This is a genomic window from Streptomyces aquilus (genome assembly GCF_003955715.1).
GTDB classification, from domain to species: Bacteria; Actinomycetota; Actinomycetes; order Streptomycetales; family Streptomycetaceae; genus Streptomyces; species Streptomyces aquilus.
In genome coordinates this window covers 4,843,628-4,867,612 of sequence record NZ_CP034463.1, presented here as the reverse complement: position 1 = coordinate 4,867,612, position 23,985 = coordinate 4,843,628, and the positions used below count along the sequence as shown (strand labels likewise).

The following is a 23,985-nucleotide window of genomic DNA, read 5'->3' as shown; positions in this document are numbered from 1 at the left end:
CACATCGCCAACCTGGGAGTGACGCACGGTCAACGAACGGTGACGTGCGGGTGAATTGCGGGGGCCGGTGAGACCGGTGTGACGGGGAACGTACGATCGATGACCGTGCAAGGTTCGGAGAACTCTTCCCGTCGCGGCCGTCGCTCATCCACCATGGGCGCTATGCCACTGAACGACATGCCGTGGTGGCGCTGGCGCAGCAATGTGCGCTCCGCGCTGCACATGCTCTCCGACCCCGGGTTCCAGCGGGACGTCTGGCTGGCCGGCGTCGAGGGGTACGGGGACGTCACCGACGCCGTGTACCGCCTCGTCGAGGACACCTGGCTCGACAACTGGTCCGCCGAGAAATACGTCGGCACGATCTTCCGGGACTCCCAGGAAGCCGCCCTCGTCGACACCGCCGTCCTGCGCGTGCTGCGGATCATGCACCAGGTCGGCCCGGACGCCCCGGTCTCCGTGTACATGGAGAACCCCGGCTGGCCGGAGGCGGTGCGGGCGGCGCGGGACGCGCATGTGCGCATGGCGACGGCCGACGGGGAGGACCCGGACGCCCCGCCGCGCACGCTGCACGTCCTGCAGATCATGACCCGGTCCGCGTGACGGACGCGTTCCCTGCGGAACCGGCGGTCGTGAGACCCTGTCCTGCATGAACGAGCAGTCCACCCGAGCCGCGGCCCCGGCCGAGCAGTACGTCCTCACCCTGTCCTGCCCCGACAAGCAGGGCATCGTGCACGCCGTGTCGAGCTACCTCTTCATGACCGGTTGCAACATCGAGGACAGCCAGCAGTTCGGTGACCACGACACGGGTCTGTTCTTCATGCGCGTCCACTTCTCGGCGGAGGCGCCGGTGACGGTGGACAAGCTGCGGGCGAGTTTCGCGGCGATCGGTGACGCCTTCCACATGGACTGGCAGATCAACCGGGCCGAGGACAGGATGCGGGTCGTGCTGATGGTCAGCAAGTTCGGGCACTGCCTGAACGACCTGCTGTTCCGCGCGCGGATCGGGGCGCTGCCCGTGGAGATCGCGGCCGTGGTGTCCAACCACACGGACTTCGCCGAGCTCGTGGGGTCGTACGACATTCCCTTCCACCACATTCCGGTGACGAAGGAGAACAAGGCGCAGGCCGAGGCGGAGCTGCTGGAGCTGGTGCGGGAGCAGGACGTCGAGCTGGTCGTGCTCGCCCGGTACATGCAGGTGCTCTCCGACGACCTGTGCAAGCAGCTCAGCGGGCGGATCATCAACATCCACCACTCGTTCCTGCCGAGCTTCAAGGGTGCGAAGCCGTATCACCAGGCGCATGCGCGGGGTGTGAAGCTGATCGGCGCCACCGCGCACTATGTGACGGCCGACCTCGACGAGGGGCCGATCATCGAGCAGGAGGTCGAGCGGGTCGGGCACGACGTCACGCCGGACCAGCTGGTCGCGATCGGGCGGGACGTGGAGTGCCAGGCGCTGGCGCGGGCCGTGAAGTGGCATGCGGAGCGGCGGATTCTGCTGAATGGACGGCGGACGGTGGTGTTCGCCTAGGAGCTCGGGGGGTTCGGGTCGTCGGCGGGTGCGGGTGAGTGGGGGCTGGTCGCGCAGTTCCCCGCGCCCCCAGAAGTCGTCCACCTCACGTACCTCAGCAGGGCCCCCTCACATCCTGCTCAGGCTCGCCGCCGCGAACAGGACGTCCCTGATCGCCTCCCGATCTCCCACCTGCCCGCCGCCGCTTCCTCCGGCGACACATGGCCCGCGGCCAGCTGGCAGAACTCCACGCCGTCCAGCGCCACATGCGCCACCTCGTGCTCCGCTGAGCCCACCGCCGCCGGGGAGTCCAGGGGGATCAGCCACTCGCCGCCGCCCAGGCCCTCGATCTCCAGGCGGAGGGTGCGGCCGGGTTCGCCCGCGGTGACCAGATGGCGGCCGTGCACGGGAGACGCCAGACCGTGTTGCCGCCGCATGGCCACCGCCGTGGGCAGCATGCGGGCCGCGAGGTCGATCATGCGGTTGAGGTGGCGTGGGGACGGGGGTTCGTACGGGTAGTCGACGGCCTCCGCGATGTCCTCCGCGTGGACCCAGCATTCGAAGGCGCGGTCCAGCATCGCGTCGTGCAGGGGGAGATCGAAGTCGCCGTAGGGGACGGACAGCTTTCCGGCGCCGCCGCCCGTGAACGACACCGTGCGCACCAGGTCGTGGCTCTGCTCGCGCCACGGGGCGCGCACGGAGCGGGTGGGCGGGAAGCGCGAGCCCTGCCAGTACGCCTCGGTGCGGGCCGACGGGGTGGGCGCCTGCGCGGTGACCTCGCCCAGCGGGTCGTCGAGCCCCAGGGCCAGTGCCACCAGGCCGTCGACGGTGAGCAGATGCGCGATCACGCCGGCGACGGTCGTACGACGGCTCGTCGCCGCGTCGGCCTCGAACCAGCGCAGCCGCACGGGCGCGTGCCACTCCGCGTCGCCCATGTCACGGAGCAGGGCGTCCAGGCGGGCGGTCTCGGCGTCGTACGGCGCCGCCCACTCGGGGACCGGGATGCGGGGCGGGCGCCGGTCCAGGCAGCTCTCCAGGACGCGGGTGCGCAGGCCCGGGTCGAGGTCGAGGCTCTCGGGCGGGTGGAGCAGGCCGACCGCCTCGCGCAGCCGCAGCGCCTCGTCCGCGCACGCGCCGCACACGCCCAGGTGGTCCTCCACGGCGGCCGTCTCCTCCGGTGAGCAGGCGGCCAGCGCCCAGGCCCCGAGCAGCGACTTCAGCACCGGGTGCTCCAGGACGAGCGGCGGCGGCTTCGGCAGCTCGTCCAGCGGGGGGAGCGGCTGTCCCGTGTCCTCGACGGAGGCACGGGGCAGCGGTATGCGGGGCGGCCGGCCGGGGTTCTGGGCGGGCCCGGGCGAGCCGCCGTCGGTCGGTCCACCGGGGCCGGCAGGGCCGGTCGGCGTGTTGGCGTGCGGCTCGCGGGGGTCGTGTCCCCCGGGGGCCTCGGAGTCCTTCCAGGCTTCCCGGGACTCGTCCTTCTCGGGGTCCTTCCCGTCGTCCCGGCCCTCGGGCTCGTCATGCTCGTCGTACGCCTCGAAGCGGTCCGCCTCGTTCATGCCGCACCCCCGTATTCCGGAGGGGCTCCGGGGGCGCCGGTGTCATGGGCCGTGGACAGCAGTTGCAGGCCCAGGCGGAGGCGGCGGCGGGCCTCGTCCTCGGTGACGCCGAGGTCGGCGGCGGTCTGGCGGTAGTCGCGCCGCTGGAAGTAGGCCAGCTCCAGGGCGGCGCGCAGCGGGGCGGGCATGGAGGTGACGATGTAGTCGGCGCGGGCGGCGACGGAGGCGTGGCGGACCTTGCGCTCCAGTTCCTCCGTGGAGCCGCCGCCGCCCTGGGCGAGGGCGGCGGTCTCGGTGGCGCGCAGGCGCTGCACGGCGAGGCGGTGGGTCAGCCCCGCCACCCAGGTGCGCAGCGGGCCCTGCTTGGGGTCGTAGGCGTCGGGGTGCTGCCAGACGTGGGCGAAGACCTCGCGGGTGATGCCGTCGGCGGCGCGCTCGTCGCCGAGGACGCGGTGCGCGAGGCCGTGCACGAGGGAGGCGAAGCGGTCGTAGAGCTCGCCGAGGGCGGCCGCCTCACCGCGTGCGAGTCGCTGCTGCATCTTGCGGTCCCAGCGGGGCGGTGCGTCCTTCTTCGCCATGCGGCCCCCTCACCCTGTTCGCCTGCCCGTCGAGCCGGGCGCCGTGCCCGTCAAGCCTGAACCCACCGTCTCCTCGAATGTAGTCGGCACGTCTGACAGCGCACGCCCCTTTGTCGCAATGCGCGCCCCCGGTGAGCGGAGGGTGATAGTGAACCTTCGCCTACCCCACCGGTTTCGTGCTCATCCCCGATCGAACAGGATCGAAGGCGACTAAAACAAGCCTCTTTTGATCGGTTTCCGTTTCCTGGCACGTGTTTCAGGGCACCGCCGCTGGGCAGCCGCGCTGCAAGGAAGCGTAGGAATCGCTTCCGTTTCCGGCGAGCGAAGGGCGTGGTGGTGGCGTTCAACGTGACCGGCGACAAGCACGGTGACTGGGCCGTGCTGCGGGTGTCGGGCGAGCTGGACCTGGTGACGTCGCCGATGCTGCGCCAGCGGGTGCACGACGCGGTGGCCGAGGGCCGCCACAGTCTCGTCCTGGACCTCTCGGAGGTCTTCTTCTGCGACTCCAGCGGCGTCGGCGTCCTCATCGCCTCCCGCCGCCTCATCCGCTCCTGCCAGGGCCGGCTCCGCCTGATACTGCCGGCCCAGGGAGCGACGGAGGGGTCGCACGTCAACAGGGTGCTGGGCGCGCTGGGCGTACGGCGGCTCTTCGACGTCCACCTCGACCTGGACTCGGCGACGGACGACGAGGCGGGCCCGCTGTCGGCGTAGGGGCCCCGTTTCCACAAGGGTCTCGGCTGTGCCACACCGTTGTTCCAGAATTCCCTCGGTCTTGGCACAACCGTCGCTTTCCGCAGCCTGGAACGGGCCGCGCGTCGTACGCTCCGAGCGAGATGCACCAGATGCACCCCCACGTGACGTAAGGCGGCTGGAAGAGACATGGTCAGCAGCGAGTACGAGCGCAGGATCGCCGCCCGGTTCGCCACCTTCGACCAGGACGGCAACGGGTACATCGACCGGGAGGACTTCAGCGCGGCGGCCAAGGCGCTGCTCGCGGAGTTCGGCACTGCCGCCCGGTCGGACAAGGGACAGGCCCTGTACATCGGCGCGGAGGCGTTCTGGCAGGGCATGGCCGGGATAGCGGACCGGGACGGCGACCAGCGCATCAACCGGGACGAGTTCGTCAACGGCGCCGTCAAGCGGCTGCGGGACAACCCCGACCGGTTCGCCGAGATCGCCCGCCCCTTCCTGCACGCGGCCCTCGCCGTGGCCGACCGGGACGACGACGGCACGGCGACGGTCGAGGACACCGCGCGCGTGCTCAGGGCCCTCGGCGCGGCGCCGGACGTGGCCCTGGCCGCCGCCACCGCCCTGGACGCCGACGGCGACGGGAAGATCGCCGAATCCGAGATCGTCCCCGCCTTCGCCCGCTACTTCACCGTGCCGGAATAGCGGACCTTCGCTCCCTACCGCACCGTTCCGGAGTAGCGGACTTTCGCTCCCTACCGCACCGTTCCGGAATAGCGCTCGCGCAGCTTGTACTTGAGCACCTTGCGCAGCGTCTCGTTCCGCGGAAGGGCGTCCACCACCTCCAGCCGCTCCGGCAGCTTGTGGACCGACAGCCCTTCCGCGCGGAGGTACGACACGGCGTCGGCCAGCGTCAACTCCGCTGCCCCGGGCGCCGGTTCCAGCACCGCGCACACCAGCTCGCCCCGCTCCGCGTCCGGCAGCCCGACGACCGCCACGTCCCCCACGGCCGGGTGCGCGGCCAGCAGGTCCTCGATCTCCTTCGCCGAGATGTTCTCGCCCTTGCGGATGATCACGTCCTTGGCGCGGCCGGTGAGGACCAGATGCCCGGTCTCCGTGCGGAACCCCAGGTCGCCGGTGCGCAGGAAGCCGTCCTCGTCGAAGGCCTCCGCCGTCTGCGCCGGGTCCAGATAGCCCTGGCAGACCGCCTCGCCGCGCAGCCGCACCTCGCCGTCCACGATCCGGATCTCCATGCCCTCCGGCGGCCGCCCCTCGGTCGTCGCGAGGTTCTCCGTCGTGTCGTCCGGCGAGCCCATCGTGATCATCGGCACCTCGGTCATGCCGTACCCGTGGGTGAGCTGGACGCCCATCTCGCGCACGACCGCGTGATAGACCTCCGGCGGCTTCGGCGCCCCACCGCCGGCGAGCAGCCGCAGGGTGGGGATGACGGGCGTGCCCGGCTGCTTGCGCTGTTCCGCCAGGAACATCGAGTAGAACGCCGTCGAGCCGCCCGCCACCGTCACCCCGTGCTTGCGGTACCCCTCCAGCGCGTCCGGCAGCGCGAACTGCTCGAACATCACCGCCGGGAAGCCGTACAGCAGCAGCATCACCGTGTAGTCGGGGCCCGCTATGTGGGCGTACGGGAAGGCCATCGAGCCCACGTCGGCGGCGGTCAGGCGCAGCGCGTGGGCGAGGCAGGAGCCGCCCGCGATCAGTGAACGGTCCGTGTGGAGGACGCCCTTGGGGTCGGAGGTCGTGCCCGAGGTCCAGTAGATCCAGCGCACCGAGGTGCCCTCGGCGGGCGGGGCGGGGAGAACGTCCGGATCGCCGTCGGGTAGGTCGTCGTACGCCGTGAAGACGCCCTTGGCGCCCAGTCGCCGTGCCATCGCCGGGTAGTCGAAGCCCCGCCACTCTCCCGGTACGGCGAAGTACTCGGCCCTGGACTCGCGAAGGGCGAAGCCGACCTCGCGGTCGCGGTAGAAGGGGATGACCGGGGACTGGACGGCCCCGAGACGGGCCAGGGCGAAGGAGAGCAGGGCCGTCTCGATACGGGTGGGCAGCTGCCAGGCGACGACCGTGCCGGGGCGGACCCCCATGCCGTACAGACCGGCCGCCACCCGCTCGGCACGCGCGCGTAGGTCGCCGAAGGTCAGGGTGCGGTCGTCCTGGAGGAGGACCGGACGGTCGGGGGTGAGGTCGGCGCGGCGGACGACCAGGTCCCAGAGGGTGCGGGCGGAACTCAGGGAGTGCGGGGTCTCGTTCACATGTGCCCCCTGCTTGGCTGACGACTCGTCAGGTGACATGCTATCTGACGATCCATCAGATAGTGCCTGTCAGGTGAACACCGTCCGGCGGAGGGGATCATGCCGACCGAACTGCCCCGCATCATCAGCGTCGACGACCATGTGATCGAGCCCGCGCACCTCTTCGAGACCTGGCTGCCCGCCAAGTACCGCGACCGCGGCCCGCAGCCGCTCACCGCCGGGATCGGCGAACTCGCCTACGTGGGCGGCAAGTACCAGATCACGATGGACCCGGACGGTCCGCCCACCGACTGGTGGATCTATGAGGACCTGAAGTTCCCGTACAAACGCAACATCGCCGCCGTCGGCTTCGACCGGGACGAGATGACCCTGGAGGGCATCACCCGGGAGGAGATGCGGCGCGGCTGCTGGGACCCCAAGGCACGCCTGGCCGACATGGACCTCAACCATGTCGAGGCCAGCCTCTGCTTCCCCTCCTTCCCCCGCTTCTGCGGGCAGACCTTCGCCGAGGCGCACGACAAGGAGGTCGCACTGGCCTGCGTGCGCGCCTACAACGACTGGATGGTCGAGGAGTGGTGCGGCGACAGCGGCGGACGGCTCATCCCGCTGTGCCTGATCCCCCTGTGGGACGTGGAGCTGGCGGTCGCGGAGATCCGGCGCAACGCCGCGCGGGGGGTGCGCGCCGTGACCTTCTCCGAGATCCCGACCTACCTCGGGCTGCCCTCCATCCACTCCGGCTACTGGGACCCGTTCTTCGCGGCCTGCCAGGAGACCGGCACGGTCGTCAACATGCACATCGGCAGCAGCTCCCAGATGCCGGCCGCCTCACCCGACGCACCCCCCGCCGTCCAGGCCGCCCTCAGCTTCAACAACGCCATGGCCTCGATGATGGACTTCCTGTTCAGCGGCGTCCTGGTCAAGTTCCCGACGCTCAAACTGGCCTACAGCGAGGGCCAGATGGGCTGGATCCCGTACGCCCTGGAACGCGCCGACGACGTCTGGGAGGAGCACCGCGCGTGGGGCGGGGTGCGCGGCACGATCCCCGAGCCGCCGTCGACGTACTACTACCGGCAGATCTACTGCTGCTTCTTCCGCGACAAGCACGGCGTCGCGTCCCTGGACGTCGTCGGCCGCGACAACGCCACCTTCGAGACCGACTACCCGCACGTCGACTCGACCTTCCCGCACACCAAGGAGGTCGCCCTCGACCATGTGAAGGGCCTCGACGACGAGACCGTCTACAAGCTGATGCGCGGCAACGCCATCCGCATGCTCGAACTCGACTTCGACCAGGACCGCGCCCAGTAATGGACCTGTCGTACACCGCCGAAGAGGAGGAGTTCCGGGCGGAGTTGAGGCACTGGCTGGGTGACGTCCTGCCCTCGCTGCCGTCCAGGCCGTCCCCCGACGACTGGCCGGGGCGCCGCGCGTACGACATGGGCTGGCAGCGGATGCTGTACGACGCCGGGTACGCGGACGTGCACTGGGACGCCTCACCGACCCTGCGGCTCATCTTCCTGGAGGAGACCGAGAAGGCCGGCGCGCCCTATGTGGGCGCCGGTTTCGTCGGGCTGCTGCACGCCGGGCCGACCATAGCCGCCGAGGGCACGCCGGAGCAGCGGGCGCGCTGGCTGCCGCCGATCCTGCGCGGGGACGAGGTGTGGTGCCAGGGGTTCAGCGAGCCCGACGCCGGTTCCGACCTCGCGGCGCTGCGCACGCGCGCGTGGCGCGACGGGGACGACTACGTGGTGAGCGGCTCCAAGATCTGGACCTCGCACGCCGAAGTCGCCGACTGGTGCGAGCTGTTGGTGCGGACGGATGCGGCGGCGCCGAAGCATCGCGGGATCACGTGGCTCGCGATGCCCATGGACGCGCCGGGGATCACCGTACGGCCGCTCAAAACCCTTGTCGGGTCCGCCGAGTTCGCCGAGGTGTTCCTCGACGAGGTGCGGGTGCCGGTCGGCAACCGGGTCGGGGACGAGAACGACGGCTGGCGCGTGACCATGGTGACGCTGTCCTTCGAACGCGGCACGGCCTTCGTGGGCGAGGTCGTCGCCTGTCGCCGTGTGCTGCGCGAACTCGCCGCGGAGGCCCGGAAGAACGGGCGCTGGGACGATCCGGCGCTCAGGCGGCGCCTGGGGGGCCTCAACGCCGAGTTCCGGGCGTTGTGGCGGCTCACGCAGTGGAATGTGAGCGAGGCGGAGGCGCGGGGCGGGGGGCCGGGGGTCGGGGGGTCCGTCTTCAAGTTGCGGTATTCGCAGGCGCGGCAGGAGTTGTACGACGCGGCGGCGGAGGTGCTGGGGGAGGGGGCGTTGGACTTGGGGGCGCCCTGGGTGGTCGATCGGTTGTCGTCGTTGTCGTACACCATCGCGGCGGGGACGTCGCAGATTCAGCGGAACATCGTGGCTGAGCGAATTCTTGGGTTGCCGAAGGGGAGGTGAGGGGGTGCGGTTTCAACTGACGGAAGATCAAAGGGCATTGCGGGCTGCCGTGCGGGGTGTTGTGGGACGGTGGTCTGGTGCGGGTTCGTGGGGGCTGGTCGCGCAGTTCCCCGCGCCCCTTAACGGCACTGCGCAGACCGGCGATTCACAGTTCCGGCTTGATCGGGGGTTGTGGCGGGCGCTCGGGGAGCTTGGGTTCTTTTCTCTGCGGTTGGCCGAAGCGGATGGTGGGGCTGGACTTGGGCTGCCCGAAGCCGTGTTGGCTTTTGAGGAGGCCGGGCGGGCGCTTGTGCCCGGGCCGCTTGTCGCCACGCACCTTGCCGCCGGTGTGGTGCTCGGTGCGGATACCGGTGAGGTGGTCGTGGCCGCCGCGGACGGGCGGCTCGTGGAGTGGATGGACGAGGCCGATGTCGTGCTGCCGGGGGCCGAGGGGGCCGTGCCGTTGCGGTCCGTGGACCCGTTGACGCCGCTGCACCGGGTGCCCGCGCCGGCGCCCACCGATACCGTCGCCGTCCTCCTCACCGCCGCCGAGCAGCTCGGGACCGCCACGCGCGCGTGCGAGCTGGCGGTGCAACACGCCCGGGCCCGTGAGCAGTTCGGGCAGCCGATCGGGGCGTTCCAGGCCGTCAAGCATCTGTGCGCGGAGCAGCTGGTGCGGGTCGAAGTGGCCCGGGCGGCGGTGTACGCGGCGGCCGTGACCGAGGACCCGGCCGACATCGCGGCGGCCCGGCTGCTCGCCGACGAGGCCGCCGTGCGCGGCGCCCGCGACTGCCTCCAGGTGCACGGCGGCATGGGCTTCACCTGGGAGTCCGAGGTGCATCTGCTGCTGAAGCGGGCGTGGGTGCGGGCGCAGCGTGGTGGCGGTCGTACGGAGAGTGAGGAGCTGCTCGCCGCTGAGCTGACGGCCTGACAGGGGCTGGTCTGCGGAGCGTCCGAGACCCGCCCGGGAAATGTCGCGGACTGTGGCATACCGGAATCACGGAGCGTTGATATCGGGTTGTGTCCTAGGCGTGACCCGTCACGGCCTGGAGTCGGTGTCCCGCTCCGGTACCTTCTGTGGGATGCGAGTGGTTCCGAGCACTAGCCGTGCCGGTGTTGCCTCCGAGGCGGCTCCGGACGAGGCGGTGCGCGCCGCTTCTCGCCGGGTGGGAGGGCTGTCGGCCCCCGCCTGTTCGACTCCCCGCGGCGAGCGTCGCACAGTATGGCGCACGCGTACTCCTTCGCGCTGGAATATGCCCGAAGCGCTTGTTGGGGTGACTGTACGTCAACCATGCTGTCTCGTAAGGGACTCACGTTCTGTGACCCCGGCTTTGGCCATTGTTCTGGCCATGCAAAAAATGGCTACGATCGTGGCCCTCGTGAGGCGCGAGGCTATGTGTCTGCCGGTTCGGATGGTGTGAGCGGTGCAGGTGCTTCAAGTGCAGCTGGAGATCCGGCCCGACCCCGCTGAGGTGGGACGAGCCCGCAGGTGGGCGCGGTCGCGGCTCGCCGGGTCCGGCGTGGGGGCCGACGAGCCGCTCGCCGAGACCCTGATCCTGCTCGTGTCCGAGCTGGTCACCAACGCCGTGGTGCACACCGGCTGTCCGGCCGTGCTCCGGCTGTCGCTGCCCGGTGCCGCGACCGGGGAGGCCACCGTCCGTCTGGAGGTGGCCGACACCAGCAGCTGTGCGCCGGTGCCGCGTTGCGTCGACGGGGACGCCACGGGCGGCCGGGGGCTCGCCCTGGTCGACGGCCTCGCCGACCGCTGGGGCTGGAGTCCCGAGGGTGTCGGCAAGCGCATCTGGTGCGAACTCGACCGGTCCGCGCAGGACGACCGCGCCGCCACGCCCGCCTTCACGGGCGGGGCTTCGGCGTTCGAGGGCTACGAAGGCTTCGCGTACGAGGCGGTGTAGGGGCCGCGCGGTCGGTGCACGGCTGCACAGCGGCCTGGTCGCCTCCGTCGGGTGAGGGGCGGTGCGCCGGGACGTGCTTCCGTGCGCGCCCGTGGCAAATAGGGCGTAAGTAACAAAACCCCTGGCAGGTGTTGACGCCGCGTGTTCGTCTGCTCACGCTTGTGGTCAGCGATTCGCCGCGAGGGGACGACGAGGGTTCCGGTGACGGGAGCCCTTGCCGAGTGTGGGTCGTTGATTCGGCGTCGGTTCCCTCGGGGCCTGGGAATCGACGGGGGTCCCCCCGCTCGAGCGCAGTCGAGAGTGGGGGAGGGTACGCCGAGTCGGACGGCGGTGCTCGGTGCCGCCGTCCGACCACCTCACAGAACGGCGACCGGTGCCACGGGTGTTCCCGTCGCGCCGGTGAACGGCTCGGGCATCGCCGACAGCAGGAACGCGTAGCGGCCTTCTTCTCCACAGGCTGTGGACAACTCTTCGAGGTTCCAGTTCTGGCCTTGCAGCATCCCCATCTCCACCAGGTCGAGCGCGTGTACGGGCAGCCACAGGTCCTCGATCTCGGGCGGGAAGATCTCGAACGTCAGGGTGTCGTTCGCGACGGCCGCGACATCGCGCGCGTGGAACCACTCCGGCGTGCGGAAGGACAAGCCGGGCGACGGATATCCGTACCCGTGCTTGTCGCCCGCGAGCAGGACCTGCATCTGCCCCGTCCGTACGAGCACGATGTCGCCGGCCCGCACCCGCGTGCCCGCGAGTTCCTCGGCCGCCTCCAGGTCCTCCGGGGTGACCGCGTGGCCGCCGTCGAGCCGGGCGACGCCACGCGCGCGTGCCACGTCCAGGAGCACCCCGCGCGAGACGATGTGCCGCGCCTTGTCGATGCCGCTGAACTGCGCGCCGCCGTGCGCGGTGACGGTGTCGGCCGGGCGGCCGTTGTAGAGCCTCCCCGAGTGCGAGACGTGCGGGAGCGCGTCCCAGTGGGTGGCGGCCTGGAGACCCATCGTCACGGCGTCGTCGCTGCACGCCACCGTGCCCGGGCCGAAGATCTCCTGGTTGATCTGCACCATGGCGTGCAGCGGGTTGACCCGGCCCGGGATCATGCCGGTCTGCACCCCGTCCTGGTGGAGCGGCAGCGCGAGGGGGACACGGCGACCTGTCCTGACCTCGGCGGCGGCCTGCCGCACCACCTCGTCGGTGATCAGGTTGAGGGTGCCGATCTCGTCGTCGGCGCCCCAACGCCCCCAGTTGTTCACGCGCTTGGCGATCTCGTGGAACTCGGCCGGCAATGTCATCGGCGCTCCCAGGGGCTTGTCTCCAGCTATCTGACGGGTCATAAAATCTAACGGTCCGTCAGAAACCGCGGGAAGGGGCCGGTCGTGGGGAACTTCTTGGCAGGCAAGGTCGTCGCCGTGACGGGGGCGGGGCGCGGGATCGGGCGGGCGGTGGCGATCGCGGCCGCGGCCGAGGGGGCGCGGGTCGTCGTCAACGACTACGGGGTGTCCGTGGACGGGTCCTCACCGACGAGCGAGGTCGCCGAAGCGGTCGTCAAGGAGATCGTCGCGGCGGGGGGCGAGGCCGTCGCGGTGGCCGACGACGTGTCCACGATGACGGGCGGGCAGCGGATCGTCGACGTGGCCCTGTCGTCGTACGGGCGGCTCGACGGGGTCGTGTGCGTCGCCGGGATCCTGCGCGAGCGGATGCTGTTCAACATGACCGAGGAGGAGTGGGACTCGGTCGTCGCCACGCATCTGAAGGGGACGTTCACCCTGTTCCGCGCGGCGTCGGCGGTGATGCGGAGGCAGCGGGGCGGGACGCTGATCGGGTTCACCAGCGGCAACCACCAGGGCTCCGTGTCGCAGGCGAACTACAGCGCGGCGAAGGGCGGGATCATCTCGCTGGTCCGGAGCGCGGCGTTGGGGTTGCACAAGTACGGGGTGACGGCGAACGCGGTGGCGCCTGTCGCCCGTACGCGGATGTCCGCCGGGGTTCCCATGGAGCTGGCGGAGATCGGGGAGCCGGAGGATGTCGCCGCGCTGGTGGTGTACCTGCTGTCGGACCGGGCCCGGGAAGGCGGGGTCACGGGGCAGGTGTACACGATCGCGGGGGCGAAGTTGGCGGTTTGGGCTCAGCCGCGGGAGCTGCGCGCCGCGTATGCCGGGGGTGGGTCCTGGACGCCGGAGGCGATTGCGGAGTTTCTGCCGGGGTCGGTTGGGACGGACCCGATGCCGATGCTTGCGCGGGTGGCGGAGATGGAGGCGGCGGCGCGGGGAGGAGAGCGGCCTAACGCCTAGTAGCTCGGGGGGATTTGTCGTTCGGCGGCTACGGGTGGGCTGTGGCTGGTCGCGCCCACGCGGCGGAGCCGCAAATTGACACAGCCCCGCGCCCCGGAGGGGCGTTGACCCCGCCCGGCGATCAAGAGGAGGGTCCGTGGACTACGGGTTCAGTGCGGATGACGAGGTGTTCCGTGGCGAGGCGCGCGCCTGGCTCGGTGCGCATGCCCGGGCCGGTGTCGATCGCCGTGCGTGGGAGCGGGAGCTCGGTTCCGCCGGGTGGATCGGGATCGGGTGGGGGGAGGCGGGGTACGGGAACCGGACCCTTGGGCTTACACGGCAGGTCGTGTGGGCCGAGGAGTATGCGCGGTCCTCGGCTCCTCCCCGGTCCGGGCACATCGGGGAGAACCTGCTGGCGCCCACCCTCATCGCCCACGGCAGCCCGGAGCAGAAGGCCCGCTTCCTGCCGGCCATCGCCGCCGGGGACGAGCTCTGGTGCCAGGGGTACAGCGAGCCCGGGGCCGGCTCGGATCTGGCCGGGGTGCGGACCGGTGCCGTGCGGGACGGGGAGTGGTACCGGGTCAGCGGGCAGAAGATCTGGACCTCGCTCGCGCAGGACGCCGACTGGTGTTTCGTGCTGGCCCGGACCGAGGCCGGGTCGCGGCGGCATCAGGGGTTGTCCCTGCTCCTCGTGCCCATGGACCAGCCGGGGCGGATCGAGGTGCGGCCCATTCGGCAGCTGACCGGGACCAGCGACTTCAACGAGGTCTTCTTCGACGGGGCACGCGCGCGTGCGGAGCATGTCGTCGGGGGTGAGGGGAACGGCTGGCAGGTCGCCATGAGCTTGCTCGGGTTCGAGCGAGGGGTGTCCACGCTGGCCCAGCAGATCGGGTTCGCCGAGGAGTTGGGGCGGGTGGTGCGGGCCGCCGTCGACTCGGGGGCGGTGGACGATCCCGTCGTACGGGACCGGCTCGTCCGGCAGTGGGCCGAGCTGCGGGTGATGCGGTGGAACGCGCTGCGCACGCTCGGGCGGGCCGGGGACGCGGGGGCGCCCAGCGTGGCCAAACTGCTGTGGGGCGGCTGGCATCAGCGGCTCGGGGAGCTGGCCATGGCCGTGCGGGGGGTCGGTGGGGGTGTGGGGCCGCGGGAGTGGGACGTCTCCTCGCCGTACGAACTCGACGCGTTCCAGCATCTGTTCCTGTTCTCCCGGGCCGACACCGTCTACGGCGGCTCGGACCAGATCCAGCGCACGATCATCGCCGAGCGGGTGCTCGGGCTGCCCAGGGAACCCAAGGGGGTTGTGTGATGCGCGGTGTCCTGTTCGACGGGAAGCGGGTCGAGGTCGTGGCCGACCTGGAGGTGCGGGAACCGGGGCCCGGGGAGGTGGCCGTCGCCATCGCGGCCGCCGGGCTGTGCCACAGCGATCTGTCCGTGGTGGACGGGACCATCCCGTTCCCGGTGCCGGTGGTGCTGGGGCACGAAGGGGCGGGCGTGGTGGCGGCCGTGGGGGCGGGCGTGACCCATGTCGCGGCCGGTGATCACGTCGCGCTGTCCACTCTCGCCAACTGCGGGACCTGCGCGGAGTGCGACCGGGGGCGGCCCACCATGTGCCGTCAGGCCATCGGGCGGCCGGGGCAGCCGTTCGCGCGGGGTGGGCGGCCGGTGTTCCAGTTCGCCGCCAACTCGGCGTTCGCCGAGCGGACCGTGGTGAAGGCCGTGCAGGCGGTGCGGATCCCGAAGGACATTCCGCTGTCCTCGGCCGCGCTCATCGGGTGCGGGGTGCTGACCGGGGTGGGGGCCGTGCTCAACCGGGCCAAGGTGGACCGGGGGGACAGCGTGGTCGTGATCGGTACCGGGGGCATCGGGCTCAACGTCCTCCAGGGGGCCCGGATCGCGGGGGCGCTGCGGATCGTCGCCGTGGACGCCAATCCGGCCAAGGAGGCGGTGGCCCGGCAGTTCGGGGCGACCGACTTCCTGACGTCGACCGAGGGCGTGCGGGAGCTGCTGCCGACGGGGGCCGACCACGTCTTCGAGTGCGTCGGGCGCGTGGAACTCGTCAGGCAGGCCGTCGATCTGCTGGACCGGCACGGTCAGGCGGTGCTGCTCGGGACGCCGCCGGCCGGGGCGGAGGCGTCCTTCGTCGTGGCGTCCATGTTCCTGGACAAGTCGATCCTGGGCTGCCGTTACGGCTCCTCGCGGCCGCAGCGGGACATCCCGCTGTACACCGAGCTGTACCGGGAGGGGCGGCTGCTGCTCGACGAGTTGGTGACGCAGACGTATCCCGTGGAGGAGTTCGAGCGGGCCGTGGCGGACGCGGAGGCGGGGAAGGTGGCTCGCGGGGTGCTGACCTTCTGAGGGGCTGCGGCGGGGTTTTCCACAGGCCCGGAAAATCGCTGCCGTGTTGTCGGTGGCGACGCCTACGGTCGTTCGCATGACCTACCGCGACGTCGTCTCCAAGTCGGTGCTGATCTGGGCCGGTACGGCCGTCGGCGCCCGTATGCCGGTCGCGATGGCCCCGTTGGCGCTGGTCTTCCTGGTGCGGGAGCGGCCCGGTGGGTACACGCTGGGGGCGGCGCTCGCGGCGGCCTATGTGATCGGCGAGATCATCGGCGCACCGGTGCTCGGGATGCGGCTGGATCCCGCGCGCGGGCGCCGGCATCTGGCCGTCGGGCTCTCGGGCGGGGCGGTGGGGTTCGCGGCGCTGGGGGTGTGGCCCGGTGCGCCGAGCGGGGTGCTGGGGGTGTGCGCCTTCGTGGCCGGGTTCACGCCGGGGGCGGTCACCGGCGGCTTGCGGACGCTGCTGACCTCGCTGGTTCCGGAACGCGCCGTGGCGCAGGCGCTGTCCACCGAGTCGATGCTGATGTCCGGGGTGTGGGCCGTGTCGCCGGTGGCGGTCGCCGGACTCGCCCTCGGCGCCGCGCCCCGCGCCCCGCTGCTCCTCGCCGCCGCGCTGATGGCGGCGTCGGTCGCGGGGCTGTGGCTGCTTCCCGCCCGCTGGGACGAGGAGACGCACCAGGGGGCGGGCGGCGCGTCTTCGGCCTTCCGGGTGCTGATACGTGCGTGGCCGGTGTACGTCACGGGCGCGGCCAGCCTCACCCTGCTGGGCCTCGCCGAGCTCACCCTGCCCGCCCTCCTGGAACAGCGCGGCATCGGCGTCGGCTGGACCGGCCCGATGCTGGCCGGCATGGCCGTGGCGGCGGGACTGGGCGCGTTCCTGTACGGGCTGCGGGCGTGGCCGGGGCGGCTGCGCACCCGCAGTGTGGTGCTGATGAGTGGCATGTCGGCGTTCGTGGCCCTCGCCGCGCTGATACCGGGCGCGGCCGGGATCGCGGTCGCCCTGGCGCTCGCGGGCACGCTCCAGTCGGGTGCGCTGATCACGCGCAACCTGTCCCTGCGGGAGGCCGTCCCGCCGGGTGCCGCGGCCGCCGGGTACTCGGTGATGTACGCGGCGGCGGGGGCGGGTTACGCGGCGACCGGGTCCCTCGCCGGTGGGCTGCTCCGGGTCGTGGCCCCGTCCACGGCGATCCTGGCGGGCGTGGCCCTGGGGCTCCTGCTCACCGCGCTCGGCTGGTGGGGAGAGGCCCGCGGCGAGGGGCGGGCGGAAGAGTCACATGCGGCCGCCGGCAGCGGCGCCCGCCTCGGCGCCCGCGCGGAAGGTGCGCCGGTAGCTCGTCGGGGTGACGCCTAGCGCCGCCTGGAGGTGCTGCCGCATCGACTGCGCCGTGCCGAAACCGGCGTCCCGGGCCACCTGGTCCACGGACAGGTCGGAGGACTCCAGCAGCTGCCGGGCGCGCTCCACCCGCTGCTGGGTGAGCCACTGGCCGGGGCTGACGCCGACCTCCTCGCGGAAGCGGCGCGTGAAGGTCCGTACGGACATCGACTCCTGCTCGGCCATGTCCCGCAGCTGGATCGGCTCGTGCAGCCGGGCGAGGGCCCAGGCGCGGGCCGCGGTCGTGGTGGCCAGCTGCGGCTCGGGCACCGGACGCTGGATGTACTGCGCCTGCCCGCCCTCGCGGTGCGGCGGTACGACGGTGCGGCGGGCCACGGCGTTGGCGACCGCGGTGCCGTGGTCGCGGCGCAGTATGTGCAGGCACAGGTCGACCCCGGCGGCGACGCCGGCGGAGGTCAGGACGTCCCCGTCGTCGACGTACAGGACGTCCGGGTCGACCTTGATCTTCGGGAAGAGCCGTTGGAGGCGCTCGGCGTCGATCCAGTGCGTGGTGGCCGGGCGGCCGTCGAGATAGCCGGCGGCGGCGAGGACGTAGACGCCCGTGCAGATGGAGGCGAGCCGGGTGCCGGGGCGGATGTGGGCGAGCGCGGCGGCCAGTTCGGGGGTGAGGACGCCCTCGTCGTAGACCGGGCCGAACTCGTAGGAGGCGGGGACGATCACGGTGTCGGCGGTGGCCAGGATCTCCGGGCCGTTCGGCACCAGGACGTCGAAGTCGGAGTCCGTGCTGACCGGGCCCGGTGGCCGGACCGAGCAGGTGACGACCTCGTACAGCGGCCGCCCCTCGGCGTCCCTGGGGCGGCCGAAGATGCGGTGCGGGATGCCCAGCTCGAAGGGGAGCAGGCCGTCCATGGCGAGGACGACGACGCGGTGCGGACGGAACCCCGGCCGGCTGCTCGGTTCACTACTCATGGCCCGATCCTAACGAATACTGTCCTTCGGGCCACTCGATGCGGCGGGATCCGGCCGCGATGCTCAAGGGCGTGACTCAGACGACCCCGGCCGCAACCGCCGTACAGGAGACCCCGAGCCCCCGGAAGCCGCGCATCCACCGGGCGTGGTTCGTCGCCGCCGTCACCTTCGTGACGATCATCGGCGCGGCCGCCTTCCGGTCCCTGCCCGGGCTGCTCATCGACCCGCTGCACCAGGACTTCGGCTGGTCGCGCGGCACGATCAGCGCGGCGGTCTCGATCAACCTCGCCCTGTACGGGCTCACCGCCCCCTTCGCCGCCGCGCTGATGGACCGTTTCGGCATCCGCCGGGTCGTCGCCGTCGCGCTGACCGTGATCGCGGTCGGGTCCGGGCTGACCGTGTGGATGACGGCGGCCTGGCAGCTGATGCTGTGCTGGGGTCTGCTGGTCGGGCTGGGGTCCGGGTCGATGGCCCTGGCCTTCGCGGCGACCGTCACCAACCGCTGGTTCACCGAGCGGCGCGGCCTGGTCACCGGCATCCTGACCGCCGCCTCCGCCTCCGGCCAGCTGATCTTCCTGCCGGTGCTGTCCTGGATGGTGGAGAAGCACGACTGGCGCCCGGCCGCCGTCACCGTCGCCCTCGCCGCCCTCGCGGTCGTCCCCTTCGTGTGGCTGCTGCTGCGCGACCACCCGGCCGACGTGGGCCTGAAGCCGTACGGCGCCGAGGAGTTCGTGCCCAAGCCGGAGCCGGTGCCGGGCGCCGCGCGGCGTGCCGTGGGCGTCCTCTTCAAGGCCGCCCGCACCGGCCCCTTCTGGCTGCTCGCCGGGACCTTCGCGATCTGCGGCGCCTCCACCAACGGCCTGATCCAGACCCACTTCGTGCCCGCCGCCCACGACGCGCACATGCCGGTCCAGGCGGCGGCCTCGCTGCTCGCGGTCATCGGTGTCTTCGACGTCGTCGGCACGATCGCCTCCGGCTGGTTCACCGACCGCTACGACGCCCGCCGGCTGCTCGCGATGTACTACGCGCTGCGCGGCGTCTCACTGCTGTTCCTGCCGATGCTGCTGGCGCCGAGCGTCCACCCGCCCATGCTGTTCTTCATCGTCTTCTACGGCCTCGACTGGGTCGCCACGGTGCCGCCGACGGTGGCGCTGTGCCGGGAGCAGTACGGCGAGGACAGCGCGATCGTCTTCGGCTGGGTGCTCGCCTCGCACCAGGTCGGGGCGGCGCTGGTGGCCTTCCTCGGCGGTGTGGCGCGGGACGTGTTCGGGTCGTACGACATGGTCTGGTACTTCTCCGGGGCGCTGTGCGCGGCGGCGGCGCTGATGGCGCTGGTGATCCGGCGGAAGCAGACGCCGCTGCCGTCGGTGGCGGCGGTGGCCTGAGCCACGGGCTAGAGGAACCGCCCCTTGTGGAACAGCAACGGCGCCGCGTCCTCGTCGCCCGTGCCCAGTGCGTTCACCCGGCCGACCACGATCAGATGGTCGCCGCCCGTGTGCACGGCGTGGATCGTGCAGTCGACCCATGCCAGCGTGTCCGCGAGGCGCGGGGAGCCCGAGCAGGGCGCCGCGTCGTAGGTCACGCCCGCGAACTTGTCCGCGCCACTGACCGCGAAGCCGCGGCACAGGGCGCCCTGGTGGGCGGCGAGGACGTTGACGCAGAAGACGCCGGCGCGGGCGATGCGCGGCCAGGTCGTCGACGTACGGCCCACCATGAACGTGACCAGGGGCGGGTCGAGGGAGAGGGAGGAGAAGGACTGGCAGGCGAAGCCGGCGGGGCCCGACTCGCCGTCGGCGGCGGGTGCCGTGACCACGGCCACGCCCGTCGCGAAGCTCCCCAGCACCCGCCGGAACTCGCCCTGCCCGACCGGCGCCCGCTCGTCCTCGCCGACACAGCGCAGGTCGGGGCGGGGCAGCGGGTCGAGGGGGGCGGTGGAGCCTTCGCGCGCTGTGGATCGCCCCGCCGCCGCTTTACCGGACCGCAGATAGCGGACGGCGGCCTCGGCCGTGCCTGCTTGTCCCATCACCCCTCCATTGAAGCTGACGGAGCGTCAGATAGGAAGGGGCGGTGAGAGGCGGCCGAAGGCGCTTCGTACCCTGCGTGCATGGGGTGGGGAGAGACAAGACGGCAGCTCGCGGACGCCTGGAAGTGGTCCGAGCTGCACACCGCGGCGGCGACGGCCGCGCTTCAGGTGCCGGTGCTCTGGGTGCTCGCGTGGCTGACGACCGTCAACGACGACGACTACGGCAGCGGCCTCGGCGGCGCGCTCGCCGGGTTCTTCTTCCTGGCGGTGCTCGTCGTGCTGCCGTTCCTGGCGACCCTGTACGCGGTCCTGTTCACCATGCCGGCGCTCGTCCTCGCGCGCCTGGCCGCGCGTCGGACGCGCGGGCCGGAGTGGCTGTGGCAGTTCGGGGTCGTGGTGCTGGTGAGCGTCTTCTGGGTGCTCGTGCTGGGCGGGTGGTCCGCGTCCGTGCCGGCGTTGGCGGCCGCGGCCGGAATGCTCGCCGCCTTCGGACTCCTCCCGCTCCTGGCCGTCGCCCACGCCCGCCGCCGCGCCCGGATCAACGGGCGCTCCTGGGGGTTCTTCGGCGCCTGGCTCCGCTCGACGGTCGCCACCTTCGGGCTGTGCGTGCTGATCATCGGCGGCGCGATCGCCGCCACCTTCGCCGGACTGCTCAAGGACTACGAGCCCCCGACGCTCTCCACCGCCCAGCTCACCGGAGCCTGGCACGGCGACGGCGGCGCGGTCCTGGACCTGCGTGCGGGCGGCCGGGTCGAGTTCACCGACCTCCCGCTCCAGGACCCCGACGGCTGGGATGCCGTCCGCTGCACCGGCACCGGTACCTGGACCGTCGACCGGGACGGCCGCGACGACGCCTACGCCGGGGAGGGGCCGGAGGAACGGGACGGGGTCGTCGTACGGCTCGACGGCGGCTGCGGTGAGCAGACGTACTGGACGATCGGCGGCACGGCGGACGCGCCCGAGCTGTTCGTGCTGTTCGGCGACCCGGACGCGGGTGACCTGCGGATCCTCAAGAAGAAGTGACGCCGGTCAGCGCCCCTTGAACTCCGCGCCGCGCCGCTCCACGAAGCTCGCCACCCCCTCCCGCGCGTCCGCGGTCGTCATGTTGATCTCCTGCGCGGCGGCCTCCGCGGCGAACGCGGTGGCGCGGTCGGTGTCGAGGGAGGCGTTGACGAGCTGCTTGGTGAGGGCGAGGGCGCGGGTCGGACCGGCGGCGAGACGGGAGGCCCACTCCGCGGCGGTCTTCGCCAGCTCGCCCTCCGGGACGACCCGGTTGACCAGACCCAGCCGCTCGGCGTCGGCCGCGGTGAGCGCGTCGCCGAAGAACATCAGCTCCTTCGCGCGCTGCGGCCCGATCAGGCGGGGGAGGAGATACGCGCCGCCGCCGTCGGGGACGAGTCCGCGGCGTACGAACACCTCGATGAACTTGGCCGATTCCGCGGCCAGTACGAGGTCGCAGGCGAGCGCGAGATGCGCGCCGATGCCGGCCGCGGTGCCGTTGACCGCCGCGATCACCGGCTTCTCGCAGTCGAGGACCGCGGCGACCAGGCGTTGGGCGCCCGAGCGGAGCATGCGCGCGACATCGCCCGCGACCCGCTCACCGGACTCCGTGCCGCCCCGCAGGTCCGCGCCCGCGCAGAAGCCGCGTCCGGTCCCGGTGATGACCACCGCCCGCACCCCGGGGTCGGCGGAGGCGTCGCCCAGCAGCCGGATCAGCAGGTCCCGCCCCTCGGGGGTGAGGGCGTTGAGGGCCTCGGGCCGGTTGAGGGTGAGGGACGCGACCTGGTCCGTCACGGTGTGCAGCACCTCGGCGCTCACCGGCACACCACCAGCGCGTCCAGCGCCACCGCGCCCTGCCCCCGTGGCAGGACCATCAGCGGGTTGATGTCCAACTCGGCCAGTTCGTCCCCGAGTTCCAGGGCCATGCGCTGCACCCGCAGGATCACCTCGACGAGCGCGTCGACATCGGCCGGCGGCCGCCCCCGCACCCCGTCCAGCAGGGGCCGCCCGCGCAGGTCGCCCAGCATGTCCAGGGCCTGCTCCTCGGTGAAGGGCGGCACGCGCACGGCCGCGTCGCGCAGGACCTCCACCAGCACGCCGCCGAGCCCGACCGTCACCGTGGGCCCGAAGAGCTCGTCGTGGGTGACGCCGACGACCATCTCGACGCCCCGCTCGACCATCTGGCAGACCAGCACGCCGTCCAGGGAGACGCCCTCGTAGCGGGCGATGTCGGTCAGCTCCCGGTAGGCGTCGCGGACCTGGCTCGCGGAGGTGAGCCCGATCTTCACCAGGCCCAGCTCGGTCTTGTGAGCGATCTGCGCGCCGGAGGCCTTCATCACCACCGGGTAGCCCACCAGGCCCGCCGCGCGCACGGCCGCCGCCGCGCTGGTCACCAACTGCTCGCGCGGCACGCGGATGCCGTACGCCCGCAGCAGCTGCTTCGCCGCGTGCTCGCTCAGCTGCTGACCCGGGCGCATCAGGGCCTGCGCCTTGCGGAAGGAGGGGGAAGTGGTGCGCGGCGCCTCGTCCAGGGGGGATCGGTAGCTCGCCGTGAAGCGGTGGTGGTCGAGGTAGGCGCGGACCGCGGTGATGCAGTTGCCGACCGTGCGGAAGGTGGCCACCCGGGAGGAGCCCAACAGGACCTCGCGGTACGCCGGTTCGGTGCCGACCGGCGAGCCCCACACCACGCAGACCAGCTTGTCCGTCTCCTCGGCCGCGTCCACCAGGTCCTGGACCAGCCGGTCGCTGAGCGGCGGGAAGGGGCCGGTGACCGGGCAGATCAGCACCCCGACCGACGGGTCGTCGAGGATCGCGTCGATGATCTTCCGGCCGCGCCAGTCGCCCACGGGATGCCCGCCGTTGTCGACCGGGTTGGCCACGGTCAGGTACTCCGGTATCCACTGGTGCAGTTCGGCCTGCTTGGTGTCGGACAGCGTGGGCAGCCGCAGCCCCGCCTCCGTCGCCAGGTCGGCGAAGTGGGCGCCCGTGCCGCCCGAGATCGAGTAGACGACGACCCCGTCGGCGCGCGGCGGCCGGGCGCGCGCCAACAGGGCGGCGGTGTCCTGGAGTTCGTCGAGACCGTCGACCCGGATCACGCCGTACTGCCGCATCGCCGCGTCCACCACCGCGTCCGCGCCGGTCAGCTTGCCGGTGTGGGAGGCGGCGGTGCGGGCGCCGGTCTCGGTGCGGCCCACCTTGACCGCGACCACCGGCACCTTGCGGCGGGCGGCCCGGTCGGCGGCCAGCAGGAAGGAGCGGCCGTCCTTGAGGCCCTCGACGTAACAGGCGATGGCACCGACGTCCGGCTGCTCGGCGAACCAGGAGAGGAAGTCGGCGGTCTCCAGGTCGGCCTCGTTGCCGGTCGGCGCCCAGTGGGTCAGGCGGATGCCCAGCTCCTGGAGGGCGAAGACGGGGCGTCCCTGGTGCCCGGACTGGGTGATGAGGGCGATCGCCGGACCGTCGAGGTCGTCGCGGAACCGCTCGAAGGCGTTGAGGTTGGTGTTCGGTCCGAGCAGCCGCATCCCGGACCGCCGTACGGCGGCGGCCAGCCGGTCCTGGGCGGCGGCGCCCTCCTCGCCGGTCTCCGCGAAACCGGAGGCGAAGACGACCGCGAACTTGACCTTGGCCTCGGCCAGTTCCTCGATCACCGGCAGCGGGTCGGCGACCAGCAGGACGGCGAGGTCGACCTGCTCGGGCAGCTCGGCGACGGACGCCACGCAGGGGATGCCGAACACGGCCGGACGGCTGGGATGCACCGGGTGCAGCCGGGCCCCGACGCGCTCGGCCCAGCCGAGGAGCTGCCGGGTGACGCCGGTGTTGGGCCGGCCCTCGGCGTCCGAGGCGCCGATCACGGCGACGGACTCCGGCCGGAAGAAGCGGTCCAGATCGGGGACGTCGCCGTACAGCGGGCGGCCGCTGACGTCGAGGTCGTCGACGTCGGCGGGCCGGCCGTGGACGGCGGGCCCGGGCTGCTCGCCGCAGGCGACGACCCGGGCCCGGCGGGAGTCGGTGGTGAGGGTGCCGTGGGTTGATCCAAGCATCGGTCCGCCCGCTCCTGTGTGACAGCGATTAACTGACGCAGTGTCAGATTAAAGGAACTGACGCTGTGTCAGGAATGGCCGTGCACGCAAAGTTGGG

At 72.0% G+C, this 23,985-nt stretch carries 21 protein-coding genes and 1 pseudogene; 14 read left to right on the top strand and 8 right to left on the bottom strand.

The window, feature by feature from the left end:
- Positions 1-99 precede the first annotated feature (99 nt).
- Together EJC51_RS22365 and purU are read left to right on the top strand one after the other, a co-directional pair.
- Positions 100-600, top strand: a complete 501-nt coding sequence (locus EJC51_RS22365; RefSeq protein ID WP_079310506.1) for an SCO4402 family protein — start codon at positions 100-102, stop codon at positions 598-600.
- A 46-nt stretch (positions 601-646) separates the two neighbouring features.
- Positions 647-1,528: a formyltetrahydrofolate deformylase gene (gene purU, locus EJC51_RS22360; protein ID WP_126272726.1), complete on the top strand. Its 882-nt coding sequence runs from the start codon at positions 647-649 to the stop codon at positions 1,526-1,528.
- Positions 1,529-1,636: 108 nt separating this feature from the next.
- Here purU and EJC51_RS22355 read toward each other — a convergent pair.
- Together EJC51_RS22355 and EJC51_RS22350 are read right to left on the bottom strand one after the other, a co-directional pair.
- Positions 1,637-3,063, bottom strand: a pseudogene (locus EJC51_RS22355) (maleylpyruvate isomerase N-terminal domain-containing protein).
- A complete protein-coding gene (locus EJC51_RS22350; RefSeq protein WP_079310503.1) occupies positions 3,060-3,641 on the bottom strand; it encodes a sigma-70 family RNA polymerase sigma factor in 582 nt (193 codons plus the stop codon). Before EJC51_RS22350 ends, EJC51_RS22355 begins: the two are co-directional and overlap by 4 nt.
- A gap of 330 nt (positions 3,642-3,971) precedes the next feature.
- Here EJC51_RS22350 and EJC51_RS22345 point away from each other — a divergent pair, with 330 nt between their 5' ends.
- Both EJC51_RS22345 and EJC51_RS22340 read left to right on the top strand, forming a co-directional pair.
- Positions 3,972-4,352, top strand: a complete 381-nt coding sequence (locus EJC51_RS22345) for an STAS domain-containing protein (RefSeq protein ID WP_126272725.1) — start codon at positions 3,972-3,974, stop codon at positions 4,350-4,352.
- A 168-nt stretch (positions 4,353-4,520) separates the two neighbouring features.
- Complete coding sequence (locus EJC51_RS22340) at positions 4,521-5,033, top strand: EF-hand domain-containing protein (RefSeq protein ID WP_126272724.1); 513 nt, start codon at positions 4,521-4,523, stop codon at positions 5,031-5,033.
- A gap of 50 nt (positions 5,034-5,083) precedes the next feature.
- On the opposite strand, the gene EJC51_RS22335 is transcribed toward EJC51_RS22340, so the two are convergent.
- A complete protein-coding gene (locus EJC51_RS22335) occupies positions 5,084-6,631 on the bottom strand; it encodes a class I adenylate-forming enzyme family protein (RefSeq protein ID WP_425276800.1) in 1,548 nt (515 codons plus the stop codon).
- Positions 6,632-6,691: 60 nt separating this feature from the next.
- Here EJC51_RS22335 and EJC51_RS22330 point away from each other — a divergent pair, with 60 nt between their 5' ends.
- The 4 genes from EJC51_RS22330 to EJC51_RS22310 all read left to right on the top strand — a co-directional run bounded on the left by EJC51_RS22330 (position 6,692) and on the right by EJC51_RS22310 (position 10,925).
- On the top strand, positions 6,692-7,900 hold the full coding sequence (locus EJC51_RS22330; RefSeq protein ID WP_126272722.1) for an amidohydrolase family protein: 1,209 nt from the start codon (positions 6,692-6,694) through the stop codon (positions 7,898-7,900).
- Positions 7,900-9,033 (top strand): acyl-CoA dehydrogenase family protein, encoded by a 1,134-nt coding sequence (locus EJC51_RS22325; RefSeq protein ID WP_126272721.1) that lies wholly within the window; start codon positions 7,900-7,902, stop codon positions 9,031-9,033. The genes EJC51_RS22330 and EJC51_RS22325 overlap by 1 nt, the downstream gene beginning before the upstream one ends.
- 4 nt (positions 9,034-9,037) lie before the next feature.
- Entirely contained in the window at positions 9,038-9,943 is a 906-nt protein-coding gene (locus EJC51_RS22320; RefSeq protein ID WP_126272720.1) for an acyl-CoA dehydrogenase family protein, read from the top strand.
- A gap of 493 nt (positions 9,944-10,436) precedes the next feature.
- Entirely contained in the window at positions 10,437-10,925 is a 489-nt protein-coding gene (locus tag EJC51_RS22310; RefSeq protein WP_126272718.1) for an ATP-binding protein, read from the top strand.
- A 356-nt stretch (positions 10,926-11,281) separates the two neighbouring features.
- Here EJC51_RS22310 and EJC51_RS22305 read toward each other — a convergent pair whose 3' ends face one another.
- Positions 11,282-12,208, bottom strand: coding sequence for a cyclase family protein (locus EJC51_RS22305; RefSeq protein WP_126272717.1), 927 nt, complete (start codon positions 12,206-12,208; stop codon positions 11,282-11,284).
- Positions 12,209-12,292: 84 nt separating this feature from the next.
- Between EJC51_RS22305 and EJC51_RS22300 the strand changes: the two genes are divergently transcribed.
- From EJC51_RS22300 to EJC51_RS22285, 4 genes are all read left to right on the top strand, one after another.
- Positions 12,293-13,207: an SDR family oxidoreductase gene (locus EJC51_RS22300; RefSeq protein ID WP_126272716.1), complete on the top strand. Its 915-nt coding sequence runs from the start codon at positions 12,293-12,295 to the stop codon at positions 13,205-13,207.
- 136 nt (positions 13,208-13,343) lie between these two features.
- On the top strand, positions 13,344-14,492 hold the full coding sequence (locus tag EJC51_RS22295; protein ID WP_126272715.1) for an acyl-CoA dehydrogenase family protein: 1,149 nt from the start codon (positions 13,344-13,346) through the stop codon (positions 14,490-14,492).
- The gene (locus EJC51_RS22290; RefSeq protein ID WP_126272714.1) at positions 14,492-15,541 is read left to right on the top strand and encodes a Zn-dependent alcohol dehydrogenase; all 1,050 of its coding nucleotides are present in this window, start codon (positions 14,492-14,494) and stop codon (positions 15,539-15,541) included. Before EJC51_RS22295 ends, EJC51_RS22290 begins: the two co-directional genes overlap by 1 nt.
- Before the next feature lie 76 nt (positions 15,542-15,617).
- Positions 15,618-16,874 carry an MFS transporter gene (locus tag EJC51_RS22285; protein ID WP_126272713.1) on the top strand — a complete coding sequence of 419 codons (1,257 nt, stop codon included), beginning with the start codon at positions 15,618-15,620 and terminating at the stop codon, positions 16,872-16,874.
- Here the strand turns inward: EJC51_RS22285 and EJC51_RS22280 are convergent.
- A complete protein-coding gene (locus tag EJC51_RS22280) occupies positions 16,794-17,825 on the bottom strand; it encodes a GlxA family transcriptional regulator (protein ID WP_126272712.1) in 1,032 nt (343 codons plus the stop codon). The two genes, EJC51_RS22285 and EJC51_RS22280, sit on opposite strands and share 81 nt — an antisense overlap.
- A 71-nt stretch (positions 17,826-17,896) precedes the next feature.
- Here EJC51_RS22280 and EJC51_RS22275 point away from each other — a divergent pair, with 71 nt between their 5' ends.
- On the top strand, positions 17,897-19,210 hold the full coding sequence (locus EJC51_RS22275) for an MFS transporter (protein ID WP_126272711.1): 1,314 nt from the start codon (positions 17,897-17,899) through the stop codon (positions 19,208-19,210).
- 8 nt (positions 19,211-19,218) lie between these two features.
- Here the strand turns inward: EJC51_RS22275 and EJC51_RS22270 are convergent, their stop codons facing one another.
- Positions 19,219-19,848: a flavin reductase family protein gene (locus tag EJC51_RS22270; RefSeq protein WP_126272710.1), complete on the bottom strand. Its 630-nt coding sequence runs from the start codon at positions 19,846-19,848 to the stop codon at positions 19,219-19,221.
- Between the two features lie 81 nt (positions 19,849-19,929).
- Between EJC51_RS22270 and EJC51_RS22265 the strand changes: the two genes are divergently transcribed.
- Positions 19,930-20,871 (top strand): hypothetical protein, encoded by a 942-nt coding sequence (locus tag EJC51_RS22265; protein WP_244362787.1) that lies wholly within the window; start codon positions 19,930-19,932, stop codon positions 20,869-20,871.
- Positions 20,872-20,877: 6 nt separating this feature from the next.
- Here the strand turns inward: EJC51_RS22265 and EJC51_RS22260 are convergent, their stop codons facing one another.
- Together EJC51_RS22260 and EJC51_RS22255 are read right to left on the bottom strand one after the other, a co-directional pair.
- Positions 20,878-21,672 carry an enoyl-CoA hydratase/isomerase family protein gene (locus EJC51_RS22260; RefSeq protein WP_126272709.1) on the bottom strand — a complete coding sequence of 265 codons (795 nt, stop codon included), beginning with the start codon at positions 21,670-21,672 and terminating at the stop codon, positions 20,878-20,880.
- Entirely contained in the window at positions 21,663-23,888 is a 2,226-nt protein-coding gene (locus EJC51_RS22255) for an acetate--CoA ligase family protein (protein WP_126272708.1), read from the bottom strand. Before EJC51_RS22255 ends, EJC51_RS22260 begins: the two co-directional genes overlap by 10 nt.
- Positions 23,889-23,985 lie beyond the last annotated feature (97 nt).

What these genes read in the sequence shown, in the direction of transcription:
- EJC51_RS22365 (WP_079310506.1), top strand. Translation starts at nt 100, where the DNA reads ATGACCGTGCAAGGTTCGGAGAACTCTTCCCGTCGCGGCCGTCGCTCA.
- purU (WP_126272726.1), top strand. Translation starts at nt 647, where the DNA reads ATGAACGAGCAGTCCACCCGAGCCGCGGCCCCGGCCGAGCAGTACGTC.
- EJC51_RS22350 (WP_079310503.1), bottom strand. Translation starts at nt 3,641, where the DNA reads ATGGCGAAGAAGGACGCACCGCCCCGCTGGGACCGCAAGATGCAGCAG.
- EJC51_RS22340 (WP_126272724.1), top strand. Translation starts at nt 4,521, where the DNA reads ATGGTCAGCAGCGAGTACGAGCGCAGGATCGCCGCCCGGTTCGCCACC.
- EJC51_RS22335 (WP_425276800.1), bottom strand. Translation starts at nt 6,631, where the DNA reads ATGTCACCTGACGAGTCGTCAGCCAAGCAGGGGGCACATGTGAACGAG.
- EJC51_RS22330 (WP_126272722.1), top strand. Translation starts at nt 6,692, where the DNA reads ATGCCGACCGAACTGCCCCGCATCATCAGCGTCGACGACCATGTGATC.
- EJC51_RS22325 (WP_126272721.1), top strand. Translation starts at nt 7,900, where the DNA reads ATGGACCTGTCGTACACCGCCGAAGAGGAGGAGTTCCGGGCGGAGTTG.
- EJC51_RS22305 (WP_126272717.1), bottom strand. Translation starts at nt 12,208, where the DNA reads ATGACATTGCCGGCCGAGTTCCACGAGATCGCCAAGCGCGTGAACAAC.
- EJC51_RS22290 (WP_126272714.1), top strand. Translation starts at nt 14,492, where the DNA reads ATGCGCGGTGTCCTGTTCGACGGGAAGCGGGTCGAGGTCGTGGCCGAC.
- EJC51_RS22285 (WP_126272713.1), top strand. Translation starts at nt 15,618, where the DNA reads ATGACCTACCGCGACGTCGTCTCCAAGTCGGTGCTGATCTGGGCCGGT.
- EJC51_RS22280 (WP_126272712.1), bottom strand. Translation starts at nt 17,825, where the DNA reads ATGAGTAGTGAACCGAGCAGCCGGCCGGGGTTCCGTCCGCACCGCGTC.
- EJC51_RS22270 (WP_126272710.1), bottom strand. Translation starts at nt 19,848, where the DNA reads ATGGGACAAGCAGGCACGGCCGAGGCCGCCGTCCGCTATCTGCGGTCC.
- EJC51_RS22265 (WP_244362787.1), top strand. Translation starts at nt 19,930, where the DNA reads ATGGGGTGGGGAGAGACAAGACGGCAGCTCGCGGACGCCTGGAAGTGG.
- EJC51_RS22255 (WP_126272708.1), bottom strand. Translation starts at nt 23,888, where the DNA reads ATGCTTGGATCAACCCACGGCACCCTCACCACCGACTCCCGCCGGGCC.